Genomic DNA, 17,285 nt, shown 5'->3' with positions numbered 1-17,285 from the left:
CACCGTGTTGCCCGACTCGAACCCGGGGTTACCCAGCTTCTGGCCGGCACCGGTGCAACCACCACCGCTGCCGTTCACGGTCAGCGTGTAGGTCGCCGTGTGGTTCACCGAGGTGCCGGTGCCGGTGACGGTGACCGTGTAGGTACCGGCCGGGGTGCTCGACGAGGTGCTGATGGTGAGGGTGGACGAGCCGCCCGAGGTCACCGAGGACGGGCTGAACGACGCCGAGGCGCCGGTCGGCAGGCCGGACGCGGAGAACGTCACGGTCTGCGCGGTCCCGCTGGTGGTCGCGGTGGACACGTTGGTGGATACGGCACCACCCGCGGTCACCGAGCCGGAGGTCGGCGAGAGCGAGACGGAGAAGTCGTTGCCGGTCGACCCGCAGGGTGCATCGTTGCCGGCCACGTTGACCGCGGTCCACGCCGCCTGGACGGTCTTGTACTCCGTGGAGCAGTTGCCGTACAGGTCGGTCGCCGCCTTGAGGGTGTACGCCCGGGCGGTGTTCGCCGGGTTGGTGGCGTTGACGTACGAGGTGTTCGAGGTGAAGTACACGGTGAGCGCGCGGAACCAGATCTTCTCCGCCTTGGCCCGGCCGATGCCGGTCACCGCCGGGGCGGAGCCGCAGACCGGCGAGGTGCCGTACGGCGTGGCGCCGGTGCCCTCGGCCAGGTCGAAGAAGAAGTGGTTGCCCGGGCCGGACGAGTAGTGCACGTCGACGTTCTTGGTCGTGGTGGACCAGCAGGAGTGCGACGAACCGTCCAACGACGGGTTGTACATGTAGCGCAGCGGCGTGCCGTTGCCGTTGATGTTGATCTTCTCGCCGATCTGGTAATCACCCGGGTCGGCCGGGTTGTTGGCGTAGAACTCGACCATCGTGCCGAAGATGTCGCTGGTGGCCTCGTTGAGGCCGCCGGACTCACCGGAGTAGGTCAGGTTGGCGGTCCTCTCGGTGACGCCGTGGCTCATCTCGTGGCCGGCCACGTCGAGCGACACCAGCGGGCGAGCGTTGCTCGACCCGTCGCCGTAGGTCATCTGGGAGCCGTCCCAGAACGCGTTGACGTAGGCGTTGCCGTAGTGCACCCGGCTCGGCACGCCGGTGCCGTTGGCGAAGATGCCGCTGCGGCCGTGCACGTTCTTGTAGTAGTCGAACGTCGTCGCCGCGCCGTAGTGGGCATCGACCGCGGCCGACTGCCGGTTGGAGGTGGCGCCGTTGCCCCAGGTGTTGGTCGAGTTGGTGAACGTGGTGCAGGTGCCGGTGGTGGTGTTGTTCATGTCGCAGGTCCGGCCGTTGCCGTGCGACGGGTCCACCATCTGGTAGGTGCTGCCGGAGAGCGTCGTGTCGATGCTGACCGTGCCGGCGTAGACGCTGTTGCCGGTGCCGGCAATCCCCTCGATCTCGTCGTACGAGCCGATCACCTTGCCGGTGGTGGCATCGGTGATCACGTGCAGCTTGGACGGGGTCTGCTTGTCGGGCTGCCAGCCGGCGGCGACGGTCTCCCAGGCCAGACGGCCCTTGCCCGAGCTGGCGTCGACGAAGAGCTCGGGCGTGCCCACCGAGGTGATCGTGCCGGAGAACACCTTCCGCGCGCTGGCCGCGGCGGCGGCCGAGCTGACCTTGGCGGTGGTGCCCAGGGTGAGCGGCGCGGTCAGGCCGATCGAGGTGCCGGTCGTGGTGCCGTCCGGAGCGGTGTGGATGATGAAGTCACCGCCGTAGACACGCAGGCCGTGGTAGGTCCGGCTGTACCGGGTGTGGGCGGCTCCGGAGGCGTCCACCTTGGTACGGACGACCTGGTACGCGTCCCCGCTGGCGCCCTGGACGGCACCGGGGTTGGCGCGGAGCAGGCTGTCCGCACCAGCTGCCGCGGACTCCGAGGCAGGAGCGCTGGGCGGTGCCGCTTGCGCCGAGGTGGTGACGCAGGTCAGCACGCCGCTGGTGAGTAGCGCTGCGCTGACGACGGCGAGGGGTCTTTTCACGTGCCCTCCTGAGGGGGAAAGATGTGACGGGCGTAGTCACGGGTGTAGATATAGCGATACATCGAGGAAAGGGGAAGGGGGTCGGACGAATCTCGCCCGAGACACTGGCCGTTCGGATGAGGCGGCGCAGGTAGTGGAACCGGGTGGTTCTGCCGTGCGTCCGATCGCCATGAGAACCACCCCGGCCGCGGCAGCCGCCCTCGTCGCGCTCCTCGTCCCCATCGCCGCGTGCGCCCAGAGTGGCGAAACCGGCACCACCCCGACCAGCGCACCGCCCACCGCACCCACCACGGCACCGATCAGCCCGCCGACCACGGCACCCGCAGCCGGCACCGAACCGGCTGGGAAGCCGGGCGTGGACGTGGTGCTGACGAAGTCCGGCGGCATCGCCGGGGTGAAGGACACCGTGACCGTGACGCCCGACGGTCGCTGGACCAAGGTCGACCGGGCCGGCGCCACCCGTACCGGTCAACTCGACCCCGCCGACCTGGACCGGCTCCGGCGGCTCACCGCCGACCGGCGCCTGCTCGCCGAGGGCACCGCCACCGCGACGGAGTGCTCGGACGCCTTCACCTACCAGCTCACCGTGGGTGCGGTCACCACCGGCTACGTGGACTGCTCGCCGAAGGACGCGCCGCCCGCCACCGCCGCGGTGGTCGAGCTGCTCACCCAGGCCACCGACTGACGCCCCGCCGGGCGGGGGCGCGGCCGGATCGAGGACCGGCCCGTCGCCGAGCTCGGCGGCGTCAGATCCGGTAGTCCGGCGGAAGACCGGTGGCCCGCAGCTCGGGCGGCAGGTGGGCGACGTCGTTGTGGGCGATCAGGCACGGCGGGCGGGCCGAGCCGTAGCGGATGACGGTCAGCCCGCAGTTGTGGTGGTTCAACCCGAGCCAGCGGCGCTCCGGGCGTCCAGCGCGTGCCGGACGAGCCAGCCGATCAGGAAGTTGTGGGTGATCACCAGTTCCCGGACGTCACCCTCGGCGGGCGCGGTCGCGAAGCGGGCCACGGCCTCCGCCGTCCGGCGCGGTCCGTCGGCCCGCTCCCGCTCGGTGAAGTCGGCCAGGAAGTCCGCGTACGCCGGGTGCAGGCCGCGCCTCCCGACCGTGGGGTCCGTCCTCAGCCGACCGCCGGGCGGGTCGGCCGGTCCGCCTCCTCAGGCCCGGGGGAACATCTGGCCGATGCGGATCTTGTTGCCGAACGGGTCACGGATGCCGAAGTCGATGCCGTACGACTGCTTGGTCGGCTCGTCGTAGACGTCCACGCCCTTCGCCACCAGGTCCTCGTACGTCTTGTAGGCGTCGTCGGTGGTCATGAAGAGGTGGCCACCGAGCGCCCCCTTGGTGAGCAGCTCGCGGACCTGCTCGGCGGTGGCCGGGTCGAGGGCCGGCGGGCCGGGCTTCTCCAGCAGGATCTCGCGCTCCGGGTCACCCGGCAGGTTGACCGTGAGCCAGCGCATGAAGCCGAGGTCCGCGTCGGTGTTGACCACCATGCCGAGCTTGCCGACGTAGAAGTCGAGGGCCTCGTCCTGGTCGAGGACATAGATCTGGGAGCGGGAAATCGCGTTCATCGTCATGCCGAAGACGCTAGGGCAGGGCACCGACCCGCTGCTTATCCAAAACTGACCGGTTGAGCGGTCTGGCGGCGCTCGGCCGCATCCACGCCTTGATGAAGCAGCTCGGTACGCCCGCCGCGACCGCCTTCCGCTGCCGGTACACCGACGGCGACTCGCCGACGATGTCCCGGAACGTGCGGCTGAACGTCCCCAGGCTGCCGAAGCCCACCGCGTAGCAGATCTCGGTGACCGGCTGATCGGTGCGCACCAGCAGGTACATCGCCCGTTCCACCCGGCGGCGTTGGAGGTAGCGGTGCGGGGTCTCGCCGAAGGTGGCGCGGAAGGTGCGGATGAAGTGCGCCTCGGAGACGTGCGCGATCCGGGCCAGCGCCGGCACGTCCAGCGGCTGTGCGTACGCCCGATCCATCGCGTCCCGGGCGCGCAGCATCGCCCGGTTGGACTCCTCGACCGCCCGGCTCACCGAACCGTTCCCCCGTTCACGACTAGGTCGAGCTCGCGGAGCTGGTCGGGATCGGCCAGCGCCTCGATCCCGATGATCCGGTCGGTGACGGTGAAGCTGAGCGCGAGGCTGGCCCGGCCGCCCAGGACCACGACGGCGCCCGGCATCCCGTCGACGAACGCGGGCACCGCGCCCTGGGCCCGCCCGTTGAAGAAGTCGGCCACGCCGGACGAGCCGCGCAGCTCGGCGGCCCCGCCCATTCGGACGGCGGTGGCATCGCCGCGCAGCACCACGTACGGGTCGAGCAGGCTGACCAGGTCGTCGAAGCGGCCCTCCCGCGAGGCGGCGAGGAACGCCTCGACCATCCGGCGCTGCCGGGCGGGATCGACCTCCGGGTCGGCGGACCGGCTCTGCACCCGGCGCCGGGCGCGGCTGGCGATCTGCCGTACGGCGGCGGCGCTGCGGTCCACCACCGGCGCGATCTCCTCGAAGGAGACGGCGAACATGTCGTGCAGCACGAACACCAGCCGTTCGGTCGGGCCGAGGGTGGTGAGCACCACCTCGAGCGCCTGGCCGACCGACTCGGCGAGCAGCGCCTCCTGCTCCGGGTCGCGCCCGCCGGGCGTCTCGTCTCCCGTCACCTCCGCCGGCTGTTCGTGGCGGGCGTTGCCGGATCGCAGCCGGTCCAGGCAGACCCGGCCGACGGTGGTGGTCAGCCAGCCCGGCAGGTTGTCGATGGCGTCGGTGTCGGCGCGGGTGAGCCGCAGCCAGGTGTCCTGCACGGCGTCCTCGGCCTCGACCGAGGAGCCGAGCATCCGGTGCGCCACCGCGAGCAGTCGAGGGCGCTGTTCCTCGAAGCGCCGGCCCAACAGGTTGGTGCCGCTCACGGCCTCGCCATCCTCCACGCCCCCGAGTGACTGCCGCCACATCTGTCACGCCGCTCGTCCGAACCTCGACATCCGGGTGACGGACGACGACGACGGCGTGACGAACGCTGGCCAGCCTAACAAGACAGGATGGATGAAAATGGCTCTTGAGGCACGGATCTCGAACCCGGCGGCGCTGCTTCCCGACGCGATGCAGGCCATCAACCTGCTCTACAAGGCCGCGCACTCGGCGGGCGTACCCGGCAGCACGCTGGAGCTGGTCCACCTGCGGGCCAGCCAGATCAACGGATGCAGCGCCTGCGTCGACTCCGGGGCCCGCGCCGCCCGGAAGGCCGGCGAGACGGAGGAGCGGCTCTTCGCGCTGGCCGCCTGGCGGGAGACGCCGTACTTCACCGACGCGGAGCGGGCCGCGCTCGCGCTGGCCGAGGCCGCGACCCGGCTCGCCGACAGCAGCGACGCGGTGCCGGACTCCGTGTGGGCGGAGGCCGCCCGGCACTTCGGGGAGAAGGAGCTGGCCGCTCTGGTGCTGTGGATCGCCACCACCAACTTCTTCAACCGGATCAACGCCGCCACCCGCCAGCCCGCCCCGCAGCACTGGGGCTGACGGCCGGCGGCCCCAGTGGGCAGCGGTCGTGGTCGTCCCGGCGGCCACGACCGCCTCGGCCCGGCGGCCCGTCGGCCCGTCGCGTGCCGGTCGCATGGGCGAGCGCAAGCGCGCCGAACGCGAGGCCCGGCGCGGGCACCTCGCCCGGCGCTGCTCAGCGCATGAGGCGGGACACCGGCGCTGCGGGCCTGTGCCGCATGCGGGGGTGCATCACCACCGCCGCGCACACCACGGCTACGGCGGGAGGCACGAACCTCAACGGGATGCCCATCCAATTTGCCAGGGCCCCCACCCCCAAGCCGACGCAGAAGATCGCGAAGAGGACCCGCCCGCCGTACGGGTACCAGGTGAAGGGCTCGTAGGAACGAGGCTTGACAAGGCGTACCGCGCCGAACACCAACATCTGAGCCGCGATGAGCGCGGCGATCATGCCCATGGCGGCGATCATCTGGAGCTGTCATCGGCTCCCCACCCTCGATCAGCCAGAGTCAGAGTACGACGAGGCCGCACCGCCCACGGCACGTCTGATCATGGGAGTGGCCTGTGCTGAAGCTGCTCGCGTTTGGTGCTACCGCTGGGGTTGGGACACCTTTGCCATTGCTGCCGCGCTCGGCAAGCTCGACGGGCGGCCGTCATGAACCGCGTTGCTGTCAGCGTTGCTGTCATCCGGTCGTCTCGCGGCGGCGGCCGCCGCGAAATGCCTGGTGGAATTGGAGCCCCCGGCCGGGATCGAACCGGCGACATCTCGCTTACAAGGCGAGTGCTCTGGCCAGCTGAGCTACAGGGGCGTGTGGTGCCATGGTCAGCATAGCGACTGAGGTCCGGAAATCCCGCTCGGCAGGGCTCCCGAGCATGGAAAACGTCAATTTCTCGATCTCGGCGCCGACGGATCGCCGCCATAACGGGGGCAAGCCGTGTGGATTGCTGCCTCGGCGTGCCCGTGTGACCGTTATGCGGCATGCGATCCGGCCCACCGGATGTTCCGCAGTCTTGGCAGGTTCGGAAAAGCCGTTTACCGTGCAGTGACACGGACGGCACTCCGGTCGGCCTCGGCGGCTGCCCGGACGACGCCCGTTGGCCGGCACCGTGGGTGCCGGTCGCTCCTTCCACTCGGATCGTCCGGCACGTTCCTGCCGGTGAAAGGAAGCGCTCCACCATGGCTACGGTCACCTACTCGAAGGCGTCCCGGATCTACCCGGGCACCGAGCGCCCCGCCGTCAACAAGCTCGACCTTGAGATCGGTGACGGGGAGTTCCTCGTCCTGGTCGGCCCGTCGGGTTGCGGCAAGTCCACCAGCCTGCGGATGCTCGCCGGTCTGGAGGACGTCGACGACGGTGCCATCTACATCGACGAGCGGGACGTCACCCACCTGCCGCCGAAGGCCCGCGACATCGCGATGGTCTTCCAGAACTACGCCCTCTACCCGCACATGACGGTGTACGAGAACATGGCGTTCGCGCTCAAGCTGCGCAAGACCTCGAAGTCGGAGATCGACCGGCGGGTCAAGGAGGCGGCGGCGCTGCTCCAGCTCGAGGACTTCCTCAACCGCAAGCCGAAGGCGCTCTCCGGTGGCCAGCGCCAGCGGGTCGCCATGGGCCGCGCGATCGTCCGCGAGCCGCAGGTCTTCCTCATGGACGAGCCGCTGTCCAACCTCGACGCCAAGCTCCGGGTGCAGACCCGTACGCAGATCGCGTCCCTGCAGGCCAAGCTGGGCGTCACCACCGTGTACGTGACCCACGACCAGGTCGAGGCCATGACCATGGGTCACCGGGTCGCGGTCATGCTCGACGGCGTCCTCCAGCAGGTGGACACCCCGCGTGCGCTCTACGACACCCCGGCCAACGTCTTCGTCGCCGGCTTCATGGGCTCCCCGGCCATGAACATCAAGACGGTGACGCTGAACGAGAAGGGCGCCGAGTTCGCCGAGATGCACGTGCCGCTGACCCGCGAGCAGGTCGCGGCGGCCAAGGCCGAGGGCGGCGACGGCAAGGTCACCGTCGGCTTCCGTCCGGAGGACTGCGACCTGGTCAGCCCGACCGAGGGCGGTATGCCGGTCGTGGTCGAGCTGGTCGAGGACCTGGGCTCCGACGCCAACATCTACGGCCACGCCGCGCTCGGTGGCAACTCCGAGCGCTTCGTCGTGCGGACCGACCGCCGCTCCATGCCGAACATGGGCGACACCGTGTTCGTCAAGCCGCGCACGGGCCGCAGCCACGTCTTCCACGCCACCACCGGCAACCGGATCTGACGTACGCGAAAATGGGGCGGCCCGTCACGACGGACCGCCCCATTTCGCGTCTGCGAATCCCTGGGTTACGCCTCGACGGCGCGCCGACGGGCAACCTCGGCGAGGGTGACCGCGGCGGCGACGCTGGCGTTGAGCGACTCGACGGCGGAGACCATCGGGATGCTCACGGTCAGGTCGCAGGTCTCGCCGACCAGCCGGGACAACCCGCGCCCCTCCGAGCCGACCACCACGACCAGCGGGCCGACCGCGGCCTCCAGGTCGTACAGCTCGGTCTCGCCGTCGGCGTCCAGGCCGACCACGACGAACCCGGCGTCCTTGCACGCCTTCAGCGACCGGGTCAGGTTGGTGACCTGCGCGACGGGCACCCGCGCGGCCGCGCCGGCGCTGGTCCGCCAGGCGGTCGCGGTGATCCCGGCGGCCCGCCGCTCGGGTACGAAGACGCCCTGCGCGCCGAACGCGGCGGCGGACCGGATCACCGCGCCGAGGTTGCGCGGGTCGGTGACCCCGTCCAGCGCGACCAGCAGCGGGGCACCCTGCTCCAGCGACGCCGCAAGCATGTCCTCGAACGGCTCGTACGCGAACGGCGGCACCTGGAGGCCGACGCCCTGGTGCAGCACGCCGCCGGTCATCCGGTCCAGCTCGGCCCGGCTGACCTCCAGGATCGCGATGCCCCGGTCGGCGGCGGTCCGGACGATCTCCTTGATCCGGTCGTCGATGTCGATGCCCTGGGCGGTGTAGAGGGCGGTCGCCGGCACCTGGGCGCGCAGCGACTCCAGCACCGGATTCCGCCCGACCAGCAGTTCCGGGCTGTCCTTGGCCGGGTTGGCCTTGCGGCCCGGGGCGACCCGGGGGCCGCCGCGGCCGGGGGACTTGCCCTTGCCGCCCTTGAGCGGGACGTCGGCCCGGCTGCCCTTGCCCCAGGTGGTGTCCTTGGTGCCCGGCTGGCCGATCTTGGGGGCGCGCCCCTCCTCAGCCGCCGCGCGGCGCTCCTTCTCCTGCTTCCAGGCGGTGCGCTGGGGGAGCTTCTCGGTGCCCGAGTAGGCCTTGTGCCAGGGCCGCTCGTCGGCGGGCAGGGTGCGTCCCCGGCCCGCGAGGGCATCCCGGTTCTTGCCGCCGGAGCCCTTCGGGGCACCCGCCTTCGGCGTCAGTCGCCGGCCACGGCGCTGCGAGTTGCCGGCCATCAGTCCTGCTCTCCAATAGTCCAACGGGGGCCCTGGGAAGTGTCCTCGACCGCTACGCCAGCCCGCTTGAGCTGGTCGCGTACGGCGTCGGCGGCGGCCCAGTCCTTGCGGCTGCGGGCCTGGGCACGCTGCTCCAGGGCGAGCGCGATCAGGGAGTCCACCACACCACGCAGGTCGCTCGCGGGGCCGCCACCCGTCCAGACCGGGTCCAGGGGGTCGACGCCGAGGATATCCAGCATCGCCCGCGCGGCGGCCAGCGTCGTGCGGACGGTCACATCGTCGCCGGCGGTCAGCGCGGTGTTGCCGTCCCGGACCACCTCGTGCAGCACGGCCAGCGCGGCCGAGGTGTTGAGGTCGTCGTCCATCGCGGCGACGAAGCCGACCGGCAGCTCGCCGGGCTGCCCGCCGCCGACCCGCTCGGCCGCCCGCTGCACGAAGCCCTCGATCCGCCGGTACGCGACGGCGGCGTCGCGCAGCGATTCCTCGGAGTAGTCGATGCGGGACCGGTAGTGCGCCGCGGCGTAGTAGTAGCGCAGCTCCACCGGGCGCACCCCGAGGGACGCCACGTAGTCGAGGTCGAGGGTGTTGCCCAGCGACTTGCCCATCTTGGTTCCGGCGATGCTGAGCAGGCCGTGATGCACCCAGTAGCGGGCGAACGGCAGGTCGGCGGCCTGGGACTGGGCAAGCTCGTTCTCGTGGTGCGGGAAGATCAGGTCGAGCCCGCCGCCGTGGATGTCGAACTCCGGGCCGAGGTAGCGCCAGCACATCGCCGAGCACTCGATGTGCCAGCCGGGCCGGCCCCGGCCCCACGGCGACGGCCAGTACGCGTCCGCCGGCTCTTCCGGCTTGACGCCCTTCCAGAGCGCGAAGTCCCGCGGGTCACGTTTGCCCCGCTCCGGGGCCTCCCCGGCGGACTGCATGTCCTCCGGGGACTGGCCGGAAAGCGACCCGTACGCGGGCCACGAGGCCACGTCGAAGTAGACGTCGCCGGAGCCGTCGGTGGCCGGGTAGGCGTGCCCGGTCTCGATCAGCCGGGCGATCAGCTCGTGCATCTCCGGGATGTGCCCGGTGGCCCGCGGCTCGTACGTCGGCGGCAGCACGTTCAACGCCCGGTACGACTCGGCCAGGATCTGCTCGTTGGCGTACGCGATCGACCAGAACGGCCGATCCTGCTCAACCGCCTTGACCAGGATCTTGTCGTCGATGTCGGTCACGTTGCGGATGAAGGTGACCTCGAAACCCGAGGCCATCAACCAGCGGCGCAGCACGTCGTAGTTGACGCCGGAGCGAAGGTGACCGATGTGCGGCGGGGCCTGGAGGGTGAGACCACACAGGTAGACGCTCACCTTGCCGGCTTCTCTCGGGACGAAGTTTCGGACCGTTCGGGTGGCAGTGTCGTACAGGCGGAGCGTCACCGTACAAGGGTAGCCGTCCGCGCATTTCGAGGTTCCCGGGAGCCGGGTCGTACGCTGCGTGCTGTGGACACGGCGGCACGCGCGGGAGAGACGGCGCAGACCCTGGACCGAGGCCTGCGCCTGCTGCACCTGGTCGCGGACGCGCCCGGCGGGCTGACCGTCACCGAGGCGGCGAACCGGCTGGGCGTCGGCCGGGCGGCGGTCTACCGGCTGGTCGGCGCGCTAACCGACCACGGCATGCTGCGCCGCGACGGCGAGGGTCGGCTGCGGCTGGGCGTCGGCGTGCTGCACCTGGCCCGGCGCGCCCAGCCGCTGCTCGCCGAGGGGGCGTTGCCCGCGCTGCGCCGGCTGGCCGAGCAGGCCGGCGCGACGGCTCACCTGACCGTGGTCGAGGGCGGCGAGGGGGTCGCCCTCGCGGTGGTGGAGCCGAGCTGGACGTCGTTCCACGTGGCGTACCGGACCGGGTCCCGACACCCGCTGGAGCGGGGGGCGGCGGGACGGGCCATCCTCGCCGGCCGGGCGGGCGCCGCCGGCCCGGTCAGCACCAGCGGGGAGCTGCAGTCCGGGGCGTACGGGGTGGCGGCGCCGGTGCTCGGGGTCCCCGGCCTGGAGGCGAGCGTCGGGGTGGTGTCGCTGACCCCGCTCGACGTGGACGTGGTCGGCGCCCAGGTGGCCGCCGCCGCGACCGCGATCGCCACGGCCCTTGCCTGAGCCTTGACCGACTGACTGAGGCTTGGCCGACTGCCTGAGGCTTGATCGACTCCGTGCGCGGCAACCTGTGGTCTCAGTCGCCGTGGAGACCACCATCTGCCGCACATCGAGTTGATCTCGCGTAGCGCCGCCGCGCATTGAGTTGATCTCGAATAGCACAGCCGACGGCCGTGGTGTTGGTTGTCCACAGGCCAACGGAAGTGACCTGGCGGCGGTTGTCCACAGGGGTACCTACGGACGGCCTCGGGCCAGCAGGCTGGTCGGCATGCCTCCTCAACCACACCGGCCAGACCTCCTGGCATGGCGGGTGTTCCGTGGCTCCGACGTGGTTCGGCGCGGCCTGCTCACCCGGCATCAGCTCCGCAGCTCGGCGTGGGTTCGGGTGCGCCACGACGTCTACGCCGACGCCCGCCTCGACCGGGACCACGCCCTGGCCTGCCGAGCAGCCACCCTTCAGCTGCCGCCGGACGCGCTGATCGCCGGGCCTTCGTCCGCGTACTTGCACGGCATCGAGCACGCCGCCGATTTCACCGACGACGTCCATGTTCTCGCACGCCGCCCGGCCGGGCTGCGAAGTCAGCACCGGCTCCGGGTTCACTCGACGCTGCTCACGGTGCCGCCGCCCGAGCCTCTCCAACCCGATCAAGGGCCGCGCGAGCCCTCGCGACCGCTTCGGGTGGCCGACGCGGCCCTGATATTCGCGGCCGACACACCGCTGCGGACCGGCCCGGCGGACGCCGCCTGGGAGACCGCCGTCTGGTTGGATCCGATCCGCGCGGTCGGGATCGTTGACGCGTTGCTCGGCCGGGGCCTCACCACCCCGGCGGCTCTCGCCGAGATCGGCGACCGCAATGCCGAGCGCCCGGGCGGGCGGCGGGCACGCTGGGTATTCGGTCTGGCTGACCCGCGAGCGGAATCTCCGGCCGAGTCGGCCTTGCGGGTTCGCCTGGTGCTTGCTGGGCTACCCAGGCCGCTGGCGCAGCACCCGGTTCTGTTGCTGTCCGGTCTGGTGCTGCATCCGGACCTGGCCTGGCCCGAGTTCCAGGTCGCCGTCGAGTATGACGGCCACTGGCACGCGGACCCGGACCAACTCCACCGGGACCGACGACGGCTGAACCAGCTCGTCACGGCCGGTTGGCTCGTGTTGCACGTGGCAAGCCGGCGATTCCATCACGAGTTCCCCGCAGTCGTCCGCGAAATCCGGGCGGCCCTGGCCTCCCGGGGCTGGCGGCCCTGACGGCCAGTTGATCGACTCGACGTGCCGCACATTGGGCTCACGGTCGCTCAAGAGACCCCATCCCACCGCACACCGCGCCGATCAAGGCCGGGGCCCGGCCGAAGGCCAGGGGTCGAGGGCCAGGGGTCGAGGGCCAGGGGTCGACGAGTCAGCGGCGGGCGAGGAGTTCGGGCAGCTCGGCCAGGGTGGACACCTCGGCGTCCGGGGCCAGCCCGGACGGGCGGGGGAGCCCGGCCCGGTTCAGCCAGACCGCGCGCAGGCCGGCCCGTTGCGCCGCCAGAACATCGTGCTCCGGCGAGTCCCCGACGTACACGATCCGCTCGGGCGGCAGTCCGGCCGCCGCCACCACGGCGGCGTAGAACTCCGGCTCCGGCTTCTTCGGCAGGCCGTTCTCGTGCGCGTACAGCTCAAAGGAGAACTTCCGGGCGAGCCCGCAACGTTCGGCGCGGCTGTTGCCGTTGGTGGCCAGGCCCAGCAGGTGGCGCGGGCGCAGCGCGGCCAGCGCGGGCACCGCGTCCGGGAACGGACGGGTCAGGGCGAACCGGCGGGCGAAGAAAAGCGCGGCGAACTCGTCCAGGTGGTCGTCGAGCCCGGCTCGGGCCAGCGACCGGGCCAGCGCCGCTCGCCGGATCTCCTGCACCGGCGCCGCACTCAGCGCGCCGAACATCGCACCCCAGTCCGACTCCAGGTCCGCAAGCGAGACCCCGGCCGCCGCTGGGGTCCACCGCCGCATCTCCTCGAGTACGGCCGCCAGCGCGCCGGTGACCGCCGGGCGCAGGTCGACCAGGGTCTCGTCGACGTCGAAGACGACGGCCGTACGCGGTCCGCTCATCGCTCGGCGGCCAGGGCCGGCTCGGCCGGGGCCGGCGGGCTCGCCTCCGGCGCGGCACGCAGCTCGTCGAGGCGGACCAGGGCGACTCCGACCACGATCAAAGCCCCGCCGAGCAGTTGGACGCCGCTCGGCAGCTCACCCAGCACCAGCCAGGCGATCAGCACCGCGAACATCACCTCGGTGAGCCCGACGAAGGACGACAGCCGCGCGCCGAGCAACCGGGTCCCCGCGACGCCGGTCAGGTACGAGACCACCGCGGCGATCAGCGACAGGCCGGCGACCGGCACCAGCCAGCTCATCCAGTGCCCGGCGAAGGCGACGTCGGCGGTGCTCGCCCGCAACGGCAGCACCTTGACCACGCCGAGCAGGGCCAGTGCCAGCGCGCCGAAGGCCATGCCGCCGCTGGCCAGCACCACGGACGGCAGCGCGGGGTCGACCCGGCCGGCGATGACGAAGTACCCGGCCAGCCCGACGCCGGCGCCGAGCCCCCAGAGCACACCTACCGGGTCGAGCCGCCCGGCGCCGGTCAGGTCAAGCACGAACACCAGCCCGCCCAGCGCGGCCACCGACCCGGCCACGGTCAGCAGCCGGGGCCGCTGGCCGTGGACCAGCCACATCCAGCCGACCACTAGCACGATGCCCAGGTATTCCAGCAGGAGTGCGACACCGACCGGCAGGTAGCGGACCGCGTTGAAGAAGCACGCCTGGGCCACCGTCACGCCGAGCAGGCCGAACACGACGATCGCGCCGGCGTTGCGGCGCAGCACCGGCCACCGACCGCGCAGCGCCAGCACGGCCGGTACGGCCAACACCAGCGCCGCGATGCCGACCCGGGCCAACACGACGGCCTCGGCGGACCAGTCGCCGGTGACCAGCGGGCGGGCGAACGTGCCCGAGGTGGCGAAGGTGAGCGCGGAGAGCAAGGCCAGGCCGAGGCCAACGCCGGACCGTTCACGCATCGACAGCTCCTTGATCCGCACGACCGGTCATGAGTGAAAACTGGTTATGCTGATGACGCTAGGCTGGCATCCTGACAGGAGTCAAGTTGCTCTTCGCTCATGACACCGAGTGTGGCCTGGTCGCCGCCGCAGGGCTGGTCAACACCGCCGGCCTAGACCGGGAGGAGGGGCTGCCCGACGTGGCCGCCCTCGACGAGTTCGTCGCCGTGCACGGCTGGACCGGCCGGCACGAGCACACCGACGCCGAGCTGCGCCAGGTCCACGCCCTGCGCCCCCGCCTCCGCCGGATCTGGTACGCCGACACCCACGAGGTGGTGGCAATCGTCAACGGGCTGCTCCGCGAGTCACACGCGCTGCCGCAGCTCATCCAGCACGACGACGAGCCGTACCACCTGCACGCCGTACCCCGCGACGCGCCGCTGGCGACCCGGATGGCCGTCGAGGCGGCCATGGCGCTGGCCGACCTGGTCCGCATGGACGAGCTGAGCCGCCTGCGCATCTGCGACCATCCGGACTGCGACAACGTCCTGGTCGACCTGTCGAAGAACCGGTGCCGCCGGTTCTGCGACGCCGGCTGCGGCAACCGCGCCGCGGTGAGCGCCTACCGGGCCCGCAAGGCGGCGTCCCACTCCTGACGCGTCCGGGCCGGTCCAACGGCCCGCGCCGGGAGAGGTGGTCGCATCAGCGCGGCGGCGCGACGACGAAGGCCCGCCACGCGTACGGGTCGAAGGTGAGCACCGGACCGGCCGGGTCCTTGCTGTCCCGCACCCCGACCACCCCGGGCAGGTTCGTCGCCACCTCGACGCAGTCGTTGGTCTGAGCGCTACGACTGCTCTTCCGCCAAGTGGCGCCGGTCAAATCCATGACTCCGCCACTTCCCTCACCAACTCGATGGACTCCTGCGGGGGCAATGCCTCGCCAAGGGTAGCCTCCCAGACCCGTTGCAGCCGGGCTCAACATCCTCCGGTTCGAGCAGTCCACCCGCCTCGAAGACGGCACGGGCGTAAGACTCGGTCTGGAGCAGGCCGGGCACGTAGAGCGGCTCGAACCAGCGCAGCATCTTCGCCTGGGCGATGATCGCGCCTCTGCCGCGGAGCCAGGGCTGGGCTCGGTCGAGGCTGACCAGGTCGGTGAGCATCCGGCCGAAGAGGCCGCCGGTGTCGAGGGCCTTGTCGAACTGTTCCAGGTATTTCGGGGTGGGTGGCTGCTGGCCGAGTTCCACCGCGCTGACCATCGACGGTGAGTAGTTGACGGCCTTGGCCAGCTCGTCCTGACTCCAGCCCCGGCGAACCCGCGCCCGGCGCAACTCCGCCACCAGGAACACCGCCGCGGTCATCTGCCCACCCGCCATCTCCAGCCGCCCTCCATGACCAGGGTGATCGACTCCAGCGCCGCGCCACCGGCTACCCGGCCCACCACACAGGGCCTCGGACAGCGCGCGTAAACCCTTCCGACCGTAGTGGTGTCATCAGCAGACTGTGAAGCACGACGCCGCCGCTCATCCCCCGAGCGCGGCGTCGCGTGGGACCGCCCGCTCCCCCGGCCGGGCGGTCCCACCAGCCGGGGTGATGTCACAAACGAGTCAGCTCCATAGGAGGGAACCCATGCCCCGGTCGTCCTCGAACCAGCGCCCCGTGCCTCTCGCGCCCTGGCCGTGCGCAACCGCGCGACCGGCGGCCACCCGGCCGCTGATCCACTCGGTGTGCGGCACATCGCGGCCTCTACGCCGCTGGAGACCACAAAATGCGGCATACGGAGTGGATCAAGCCGGTCGCGGCGGGGTGGATCAGGCGGTCGGGGGGGCAGGCGGTCAGGGGTGGGTCATCCGGAGCAGGTCGAGGGCCTCGTCGAGCTGGACCTCGCTGAGCTTGCCCGAGGCGACATGCCCCCGAGAGATCACCACCTCGCGGATGGAGACCTGCTTGGCCAGCGCCTCCTTGGCGATCGAGGCGGCCTCGTCGTACCCGAGGTGGCGGTTGAGCGGGGTGACGATCGACGGCGAGCCTTCGGCGTACGCCAGGCAGACCTCGGCGTCCGCGACCAGGCCGGCCACCAGGCGGTCGGCGAAAAGCCGGCTCGACGCGGCCAGCAGCTTGATCGACTCCAGGAGGTTACGGCCCATCACCGGGAGCATGACGTTCAGCTCGAAGTCGCCCTGCGACCCGGCGAACGCCACCGTGGCGTCGTTGCCGATCACCTGCGCGCAGACCTGCCGCATCGCCTCGGCGACCACCGGGTTCACCTTGCCGGGCATGATGGACGAACCGGGCTGAAGATCGGGGATGCGCAGCTCCCGCAGGCCGGCGCGCGGGCCGGAGCCCATCCAGCGGATGTCGTTGGCCATCTTGTACAGGCCGACCGCGATGGTGCGGAGCTGGCCGGAGGTCTCCACCAGCGCGTCCCGGGCACCCTGCGCCTCGAAGTGGTTGCGGGCCTCCGCCAGCGGCAGCCCGGTGGAGGCACGCAGCTTCTCGATCACATTCGCCGCGAAGCCGAACGGCGTGTTGATGCCGGTACCCACGGCCGTGCCGCCGAGCGGCAACTCGGCCAGCCGGGACAGCACCGCCTCCAGCCGCTCGACGCCGTAACGGACCTGGGCGGCGTACCCGCCGAACTCCTGGCCCAGGGTGATCGGCGTGGCGTCCATCAGGTGGGTACGCCCGGCCTTGACCACCGTCTCGAACTCGGCCGCCTTCTCCTCCAGTGCCCCGGCCAGGTGCTTCAGCGAGGGGATCAGATCCTCCACCACGAACTGGGTCGCGGCCAGGTGGATCGACGTCGGGAAGACGTCGTTGCTGGACTGCGAGGCGTTGACGTCGTCGTTGGGGTGTACGTCGCGGCCCAGCTCGCGGCTGGCCAGGGTGGCGATCACCTCGTTGGCGTTCATGTTGGACGAGGTGCCGGATCCGGTCTGGAAGACGTCGACCGGGAACTGGTCGTCGTACCCGCCGTCGACGACGTGCGCGGCAGCGGTGGCGATCGCCTCCGCCACGTCCGCCCCGATCACCCCCAACTCGCCGTTGACCTGGGCGGCGGCTCCCTTGATCTGCGCCAGGGCCTTGATCTGGGCCGGTTCGATGCTGCGCCCCGAGATCGGGAAGTTCTGCACGGCGCGCTGCGTCTGCGCCCGCCACAGGGCCTCGGCGGGCACCTCCACCTCGCCCATCGAGTCGCGTTCGATCCGGTAGCCGGTCGCTTCTGGAGTGGTCACGCGTACCATCCTGC

21 protein-coding genes and 1 tRNA gene are annotated in these 17,285 nt (G+C 71.3%); 7 read left to right on the top strand and 15 right to left on the bottom strand.

Annotation, left to right across the window (positions count from 1 at the left end):
- Positions 1–1,974, bottom strand: a 1,974-nt coding sequence (locus ACNAW0_RS25455) for a M4 family metallopeptidase (RefSeq protein WP_416290534.1), incomplete at its 3' end; no start/stop codon positions are given.
- A gap of 169 nt (positions 1,975–2,143) precedes the next feature.
- On the opposite strand from ACNAW0_RS25455, the gene ACNAW0_RS25450 reads away from it, so the two are divergent.
- Positions 2,144–2,659, top strand: coding sequence for a protealysin inhibitor emfourin (locus ACNAW0_RS25450; protein ID WP_416290533.1), 516 nt, complete (start codon positions 2,144–2,146; stop codon positions 2,657–2,659).
- Positions 2,660–2,720: 61 nt separating this feature from the next.
- Here ACNAW0_RS25450 and ACNAW0_RS25445 read toward each other — a convergent pair whose 3' ends face one another.
- The 5 genes from ACNAW0_RS25445 to ACNAW0_RS25425 all read right to left on the bottom strand — a co-directional run bounded on the left by ACNAW0_RS25445 (position 2,721) and on the right by ACNAW0_RS25425 (position 4,873).
- Complete coding sequence (locus tag ACNAW0_RS25445; protein ID WP_416290532.1) at positions 2,721–2,858, bottom strand: hypothetical protein; 138 nt, start codon at positions 2,856–2,858, stop codon at positions 2,721–2,723.
- The gene (locus tag ACNAW0_RS25440; RefSeq protein ID WP_416290531.1) at positions 2,855–2,980 is read right to left on the bottom strand and encodes a hypothetical protein; all 126 of its coding nucleotides are present in this window, start codon (positions 2,978–2,980) and stop codon (positions 2,855–2,857) included. Before ACNAW0_RS25440 ends, ACNAW0_RS25445 begins: the two co-directional genes overlap by 4 nt.
- Positions 2,981–3,127: 147 nt before the next feature.
- Entirely contained in the window at positions 3,128–3,547 is a 420-nt protein-coding gene (locus tag ACNAW0_RS25435; protein WP_416290530.1) for a VOC family protein, read from the bottom strand.
- 10 nt (positions 3,548–3,557) lie between these two features.
- Positions 3,558–4,007: a helix-turn-helix domain-containing protein gene (locus tag ACNAW0_RS25430; RefSeq protein WP_416290529.1), complete on the bottom strand. Its 450-nt coding sequence runs from the start codon at positions 4,005–4,007 to the stop codon at positions 3,558–3,560.
- Complete coding sequence (locus tag ACNAW0_RS25425) at positions 4,004–4,873, bottom strand: sigma-70 family RNA polymerase sigma factor (RefSeq protein WP_416290528.1); 870 nt, start codon at positions 4,871–4,873, stop codon at positions 4,004–4,006. The genes ACNAW0_RS25430 and ACNAW0_RS25425 overlap by 4 nt, the downstream gene beginning before the upstream one ends.
- A 139-nt stretch (positions 4,874–5,012) precedes the next feature.
- Here ACNAW0_RS25425 and ACNAW0_RS25420 point away from each other — a divergent pair, with 139 nt between their 5' ends.
- Positions 5,013–5,477 carry a carboxymuconolactone decarboxylase family protein gene (locus tag ACNAW0_RS25420; protein ID WP_416290527.1) on the top strand — a complete coding sequence of 155 codons (465 nt, stop codon included), beginning with the start codon at positions 5,013–5,015 and terminating at the stop codon, positions 5,475–5,477.
- Between the two features lie 154 nt (positions 5,478–5,631).
- Here the strand turns inward: ACNAW0_RS25420 and ACNAW0_RS25415 are convergent, their stop codons facing one another.
- Positions 5,632–5,913 carry a hypothetical protein gene (locus ACNAW0_RS25415; RefSeq protein WP_416290526.1) on the bottom strand — a complete coding sequence of 94 codons (282 nt, stop codon included), beginning with the start codon at positions 5,911–5,913 and terminating at the stop codon, positions 5,632–5,634.
- Between ACNAW0_RS25415 and ACNAW0_RS25410 the strand changes: the two genes are divergently transcribed.
- Positions 5,891–6,115 carry a hypothetical protein gene (locus tag ACNAW0_RS25410; protein WP_416290525.1) on the top strand — a complete coding sequence of 75 codons (225 nt, stop codon included), beginning with the start codon at positions 5,891–5,893 and terminating at the stop codon, positions 6,113–6,115. The genes ACNAW0_RS25415 and ACNAW0_RS25410 overlap by 23 nt on opposite strands.
- 73 nt (positions 6,116–6,188) lie before the next feature.
- Here the strand turns inward: ACNAW0_RS25410 and ACNAW0_RS25405 are convergent.
- Positions 6,189–6,265, bottom strand: a tRNA-Thr gene (locus ACNAW0_RS25405).
- A 368-nt stretch (positions 6,266–6,633) separates the two neighbouring features.
- Here ACNAW0_RS25405 and ACNAW0_RS25400 point away from each other — a divergent pair.
- On the top strand, positions 6,634–7,725 hold the full coding sequence (locus ACNAW0_RS25400) for an ABC transporter ATP-binding protein (protein WP_416290524.1): 1,092 nt from the start codon (positions 6,634–6,636) through the stop codon (positions 7,723–7,725).
- A gap of 65 nt (positions 7,726–7,790) precedes the next feature.
- Here ACNAW0_RS25400 and rlmB read toward each other — a convergent pair whose 3' ends face one another.
- On the bottom strand, positions 7,791–8,906 hold the full coding sequence (gene rlmB, locus ACNAW0_RS25395; protein ID WP_416290523.1) for a 23S rRNA (guanosine(2251)-2'-O)-methyltransferase RlmB: 1,116 nt from the start codon (positions 8,904–8,906) through the stop codon (positions 7,791–7,793).
- Positions 8,906–10,321 carry a cysteine--tRNA ligase gene (gene cysS / locus ACNAW0_RS25390; RefSeq protein WP_416290522.1) on the bottom strand — a complete coding sequence of 472 codons (1,416 nt, stop codon included), beginning with the start codon at positions 10,319–10,321 and terminating at the stop codon, positions 8,906–8,908. The genes rlmB and cysS overlap by 1 nt, the downstream gene beginning before the upstream one ends.
- Before the next feature lie 63 nt (positions 10,322–10,384).
- On the opposite strand from cysS, the gene ACNAW0_RS25385 reads away from it, so the two are divergent.
- Complete coding sequence (locus ACNAW0_RS25385) at positions 10,385–11,032, top strand: IclR family transcriptional regulator (protein WP_416290520.1); 648 nt, start codon at positions 10,385–10,387, stop codon at positions 11,030–11,032.
- 265 nt (positions 11,033–11,297) lie between these two features.
- Positions 11,298–12,269: an endonuclease domain-containing protein gene (locus tag ACNAW0_RS25380; protein WP_416290519.1), complete on the top strand. Its 972-nt coding sequence runs from the start codon at positions 11,298–11,300 to the stop codon at positions 12,267–12,269.
- Between the two features lie 148 nt (positions 12,270–12,417).
- Here the strand turns inward: ACNAW0_RS25380 and ACNAW0_RS25375 are convergent, their stop codons facing one another.
- Together ACNAW0_RS25375 and ACNAW0_RS25370 are read right to left on the bottom strand one after the other, a co-directional pair.
- Positions 12,418–13,101 (bottom strand): HAD family hydrolase, encoded by a 684-nt coding sequence (locus tag ACNAW0_RS25375; protein ID WP_416290518.1) that lies wholly within the window; start codon positions 13,099–13,101, stop codon positions 12,418–12,420.
- Positions 13,098–14,060, bottom strand: coding sequence for an EamA family transporter (locus ACNAW0_RS25370; protein ID WP_416290517.1), 963 nt, complete (start codon positions 14,058–14,060; stop codon positions 13,098–13,100). The genes ACNAW0_RS25375 and ACNAW0_RS25370 overlap by 4 nt, the downstream gene beginning before the upstream one ends.
- Positions 14,061–14,146: 86 nt before the next feature.
- Here ACNAW0_RS25370 and ACNAW0_RS25365 point away from each other — a divergent pair, with 86 nt between their 5' ends.
- Positions 14,147–14,695 carry a CGNR zinc finger domain-containing protein gene (locus ACNAW0_RS25365; RefSeq protein WP_416290516.1) on the top strand — a complete coding sequence of 183 codons (549 nt, stop codon included), beginning with the start codon at positions 14,147–14,149 and terminating at the stop codon, positions 14,693–14,695.
- A gap of 46 nt (positions 14,696–14,741) precedes the next feature.
- Here the strand turns inward: ACNAW0_RS25365 and ACNAW0_RS25360 are convergent, their stop codons facing one another.
- The 3 genes from ACNAW0_RS25360 to ACNAW0_RS25350 form a co-directional block, all read right to left on the bottom strand.
- Complete coding sequence (locus ACNAW0_RS25360) at positions 14,742–14,924, bottom strand: DUF397 domain-containing protein (protein ID WP_416290515.1); 183 nt, start codon at positions 14,922–14,924, stop codon at positions 14,742–14,744.
- Positions 14,925–14,940: 16 nt separating this feature from the next.
- Complete coding sequence (locus ACNAW0_RS25355) at positions 14,941–15,396, bottom strand: Scr1 family TA system antitoxin-like transcriptional regulator (RefSeq protein WP_416290514.1); 456 nt, start codon at positions 15,394–15,396, stop codon at positions 14,941–14,943.
- A gap of 474 nt (positions 15,397–15,870) precedes the next feature.
- A complete protein-coding gene (locus tag ACNAW0_RS25350; protein ID WP_416290513.1) occupies positions 15,871–17,280 on the bottom strand; it encodes a class II fumarate hydratase in 1,410 nt (469 codons plus the stop codon).
- Positions 17,281–17,285 lie beyond the last annotated feature (5 nt).

Source organism: Micromonospora sp. SL1-18 (assembly GCF_047921505.1).
Lineage (GTDB): Bacteria > Actinomycetota > Actinomycetes > Mycobacteriales > Micromonosporaceae > Micromonospora.
The sequence above is the reverse complement of the archived record's forward strand: the minus strand, read 5'-3'. Positions and strand labels throughout refer to the sequence as shown.

Coding starts and splice junctions, on each gene's coding strand:
- ACNAW0_RS25450 (WP_416290533.1), top strand. CDS start 2,144: ATGAGAACCACCCCGGCCGCGGCAGCCGCCCTCGTCGCGCTCCTCGTC.
- ACNAW0_RS25435 (WP_416290530.1), bottom strand. CDS start 3,547: ATGACGATGAACGCGATTTCCCGCTCCCAGATCTATGTCCTCGACCAG.
- ACNAW0_RS25420 (WP_416290527.1), top strand. CDS start 5,013: ATGGCTCTTGAGGCACGGATCTCGAACCCGGCGGCGCTGCTTCCCGAC.
- ACNAW0_RS25410 (WP_416290525.1), top strand. CDS start 5,891: ATGAGCGCGGCGATCATGCCCATGGCGGCGATCATCTGGAGCTGTCAT.
- ACNAW0_RS25415 (WP_416290526.1), bottom strand. CDS start 5,913: ATGGGCATGATCGCCGCGCTCATCGCGGCTCAGATGTTGGTGTTCGGC.
- ACNAW0_RS25400 (WP_416290524.1), top strand. CDS start 6,634: ATGGCTACGGTCACCTACTCGAAGGCGTCCCGGATCTACCCGGGCACC.
- rlmB (WP_416290523.1), bottom strand. CDS start 8,906: ATGGCCGGCAACTCGCAGCGCCGTGGCCGGCGACTGACGCCGAAGGCG.
- ACNAW0_RS25380 (WP_416290519.1), top strand. CDS start 11,298: ATGCCTCCTCAACCACACCGGCCAGACCTCCTGGCATGGCGGGTGTTC.
- ACNAW0_RS25375 (WP_416290518.1), bottom strand. CDS start 13,101: ATGAGCGGACCGCGTACGGCCGTCGTCTTCGACGTCGACGAGACCCTG.
- ACNAW0_RS25370 (WP_416290517.1), bottom strand. CDS start 14,060: ATGCGTGAACGGTCCGGCGTTGGCCTCGGCCTGGCCTTGCTCTCCGCG.
- ACNAW0_RS25360 (WP_416290515.1), bottom strand. CDS start 14,924: ATGGATTTGACCGGCGCCACTTGGCGGAAGAGCAGTCGTAGCGCTCAG.
- ACNAW0_RS25355 (WP_416290514.1), bottom strand. CDS start 15,396: ATGACCGCGGCGGTGTTCCTGGTGGCGGAGTTGCGCCGGGCGCGGGTT.
- ACNAW0_RS25350 (WP_416290513.1), bottom strand. CDS start 17,280: ATGGTACGCGTGACCACTCCAGAAGCGACCGGCTACCGGATCGAACGC.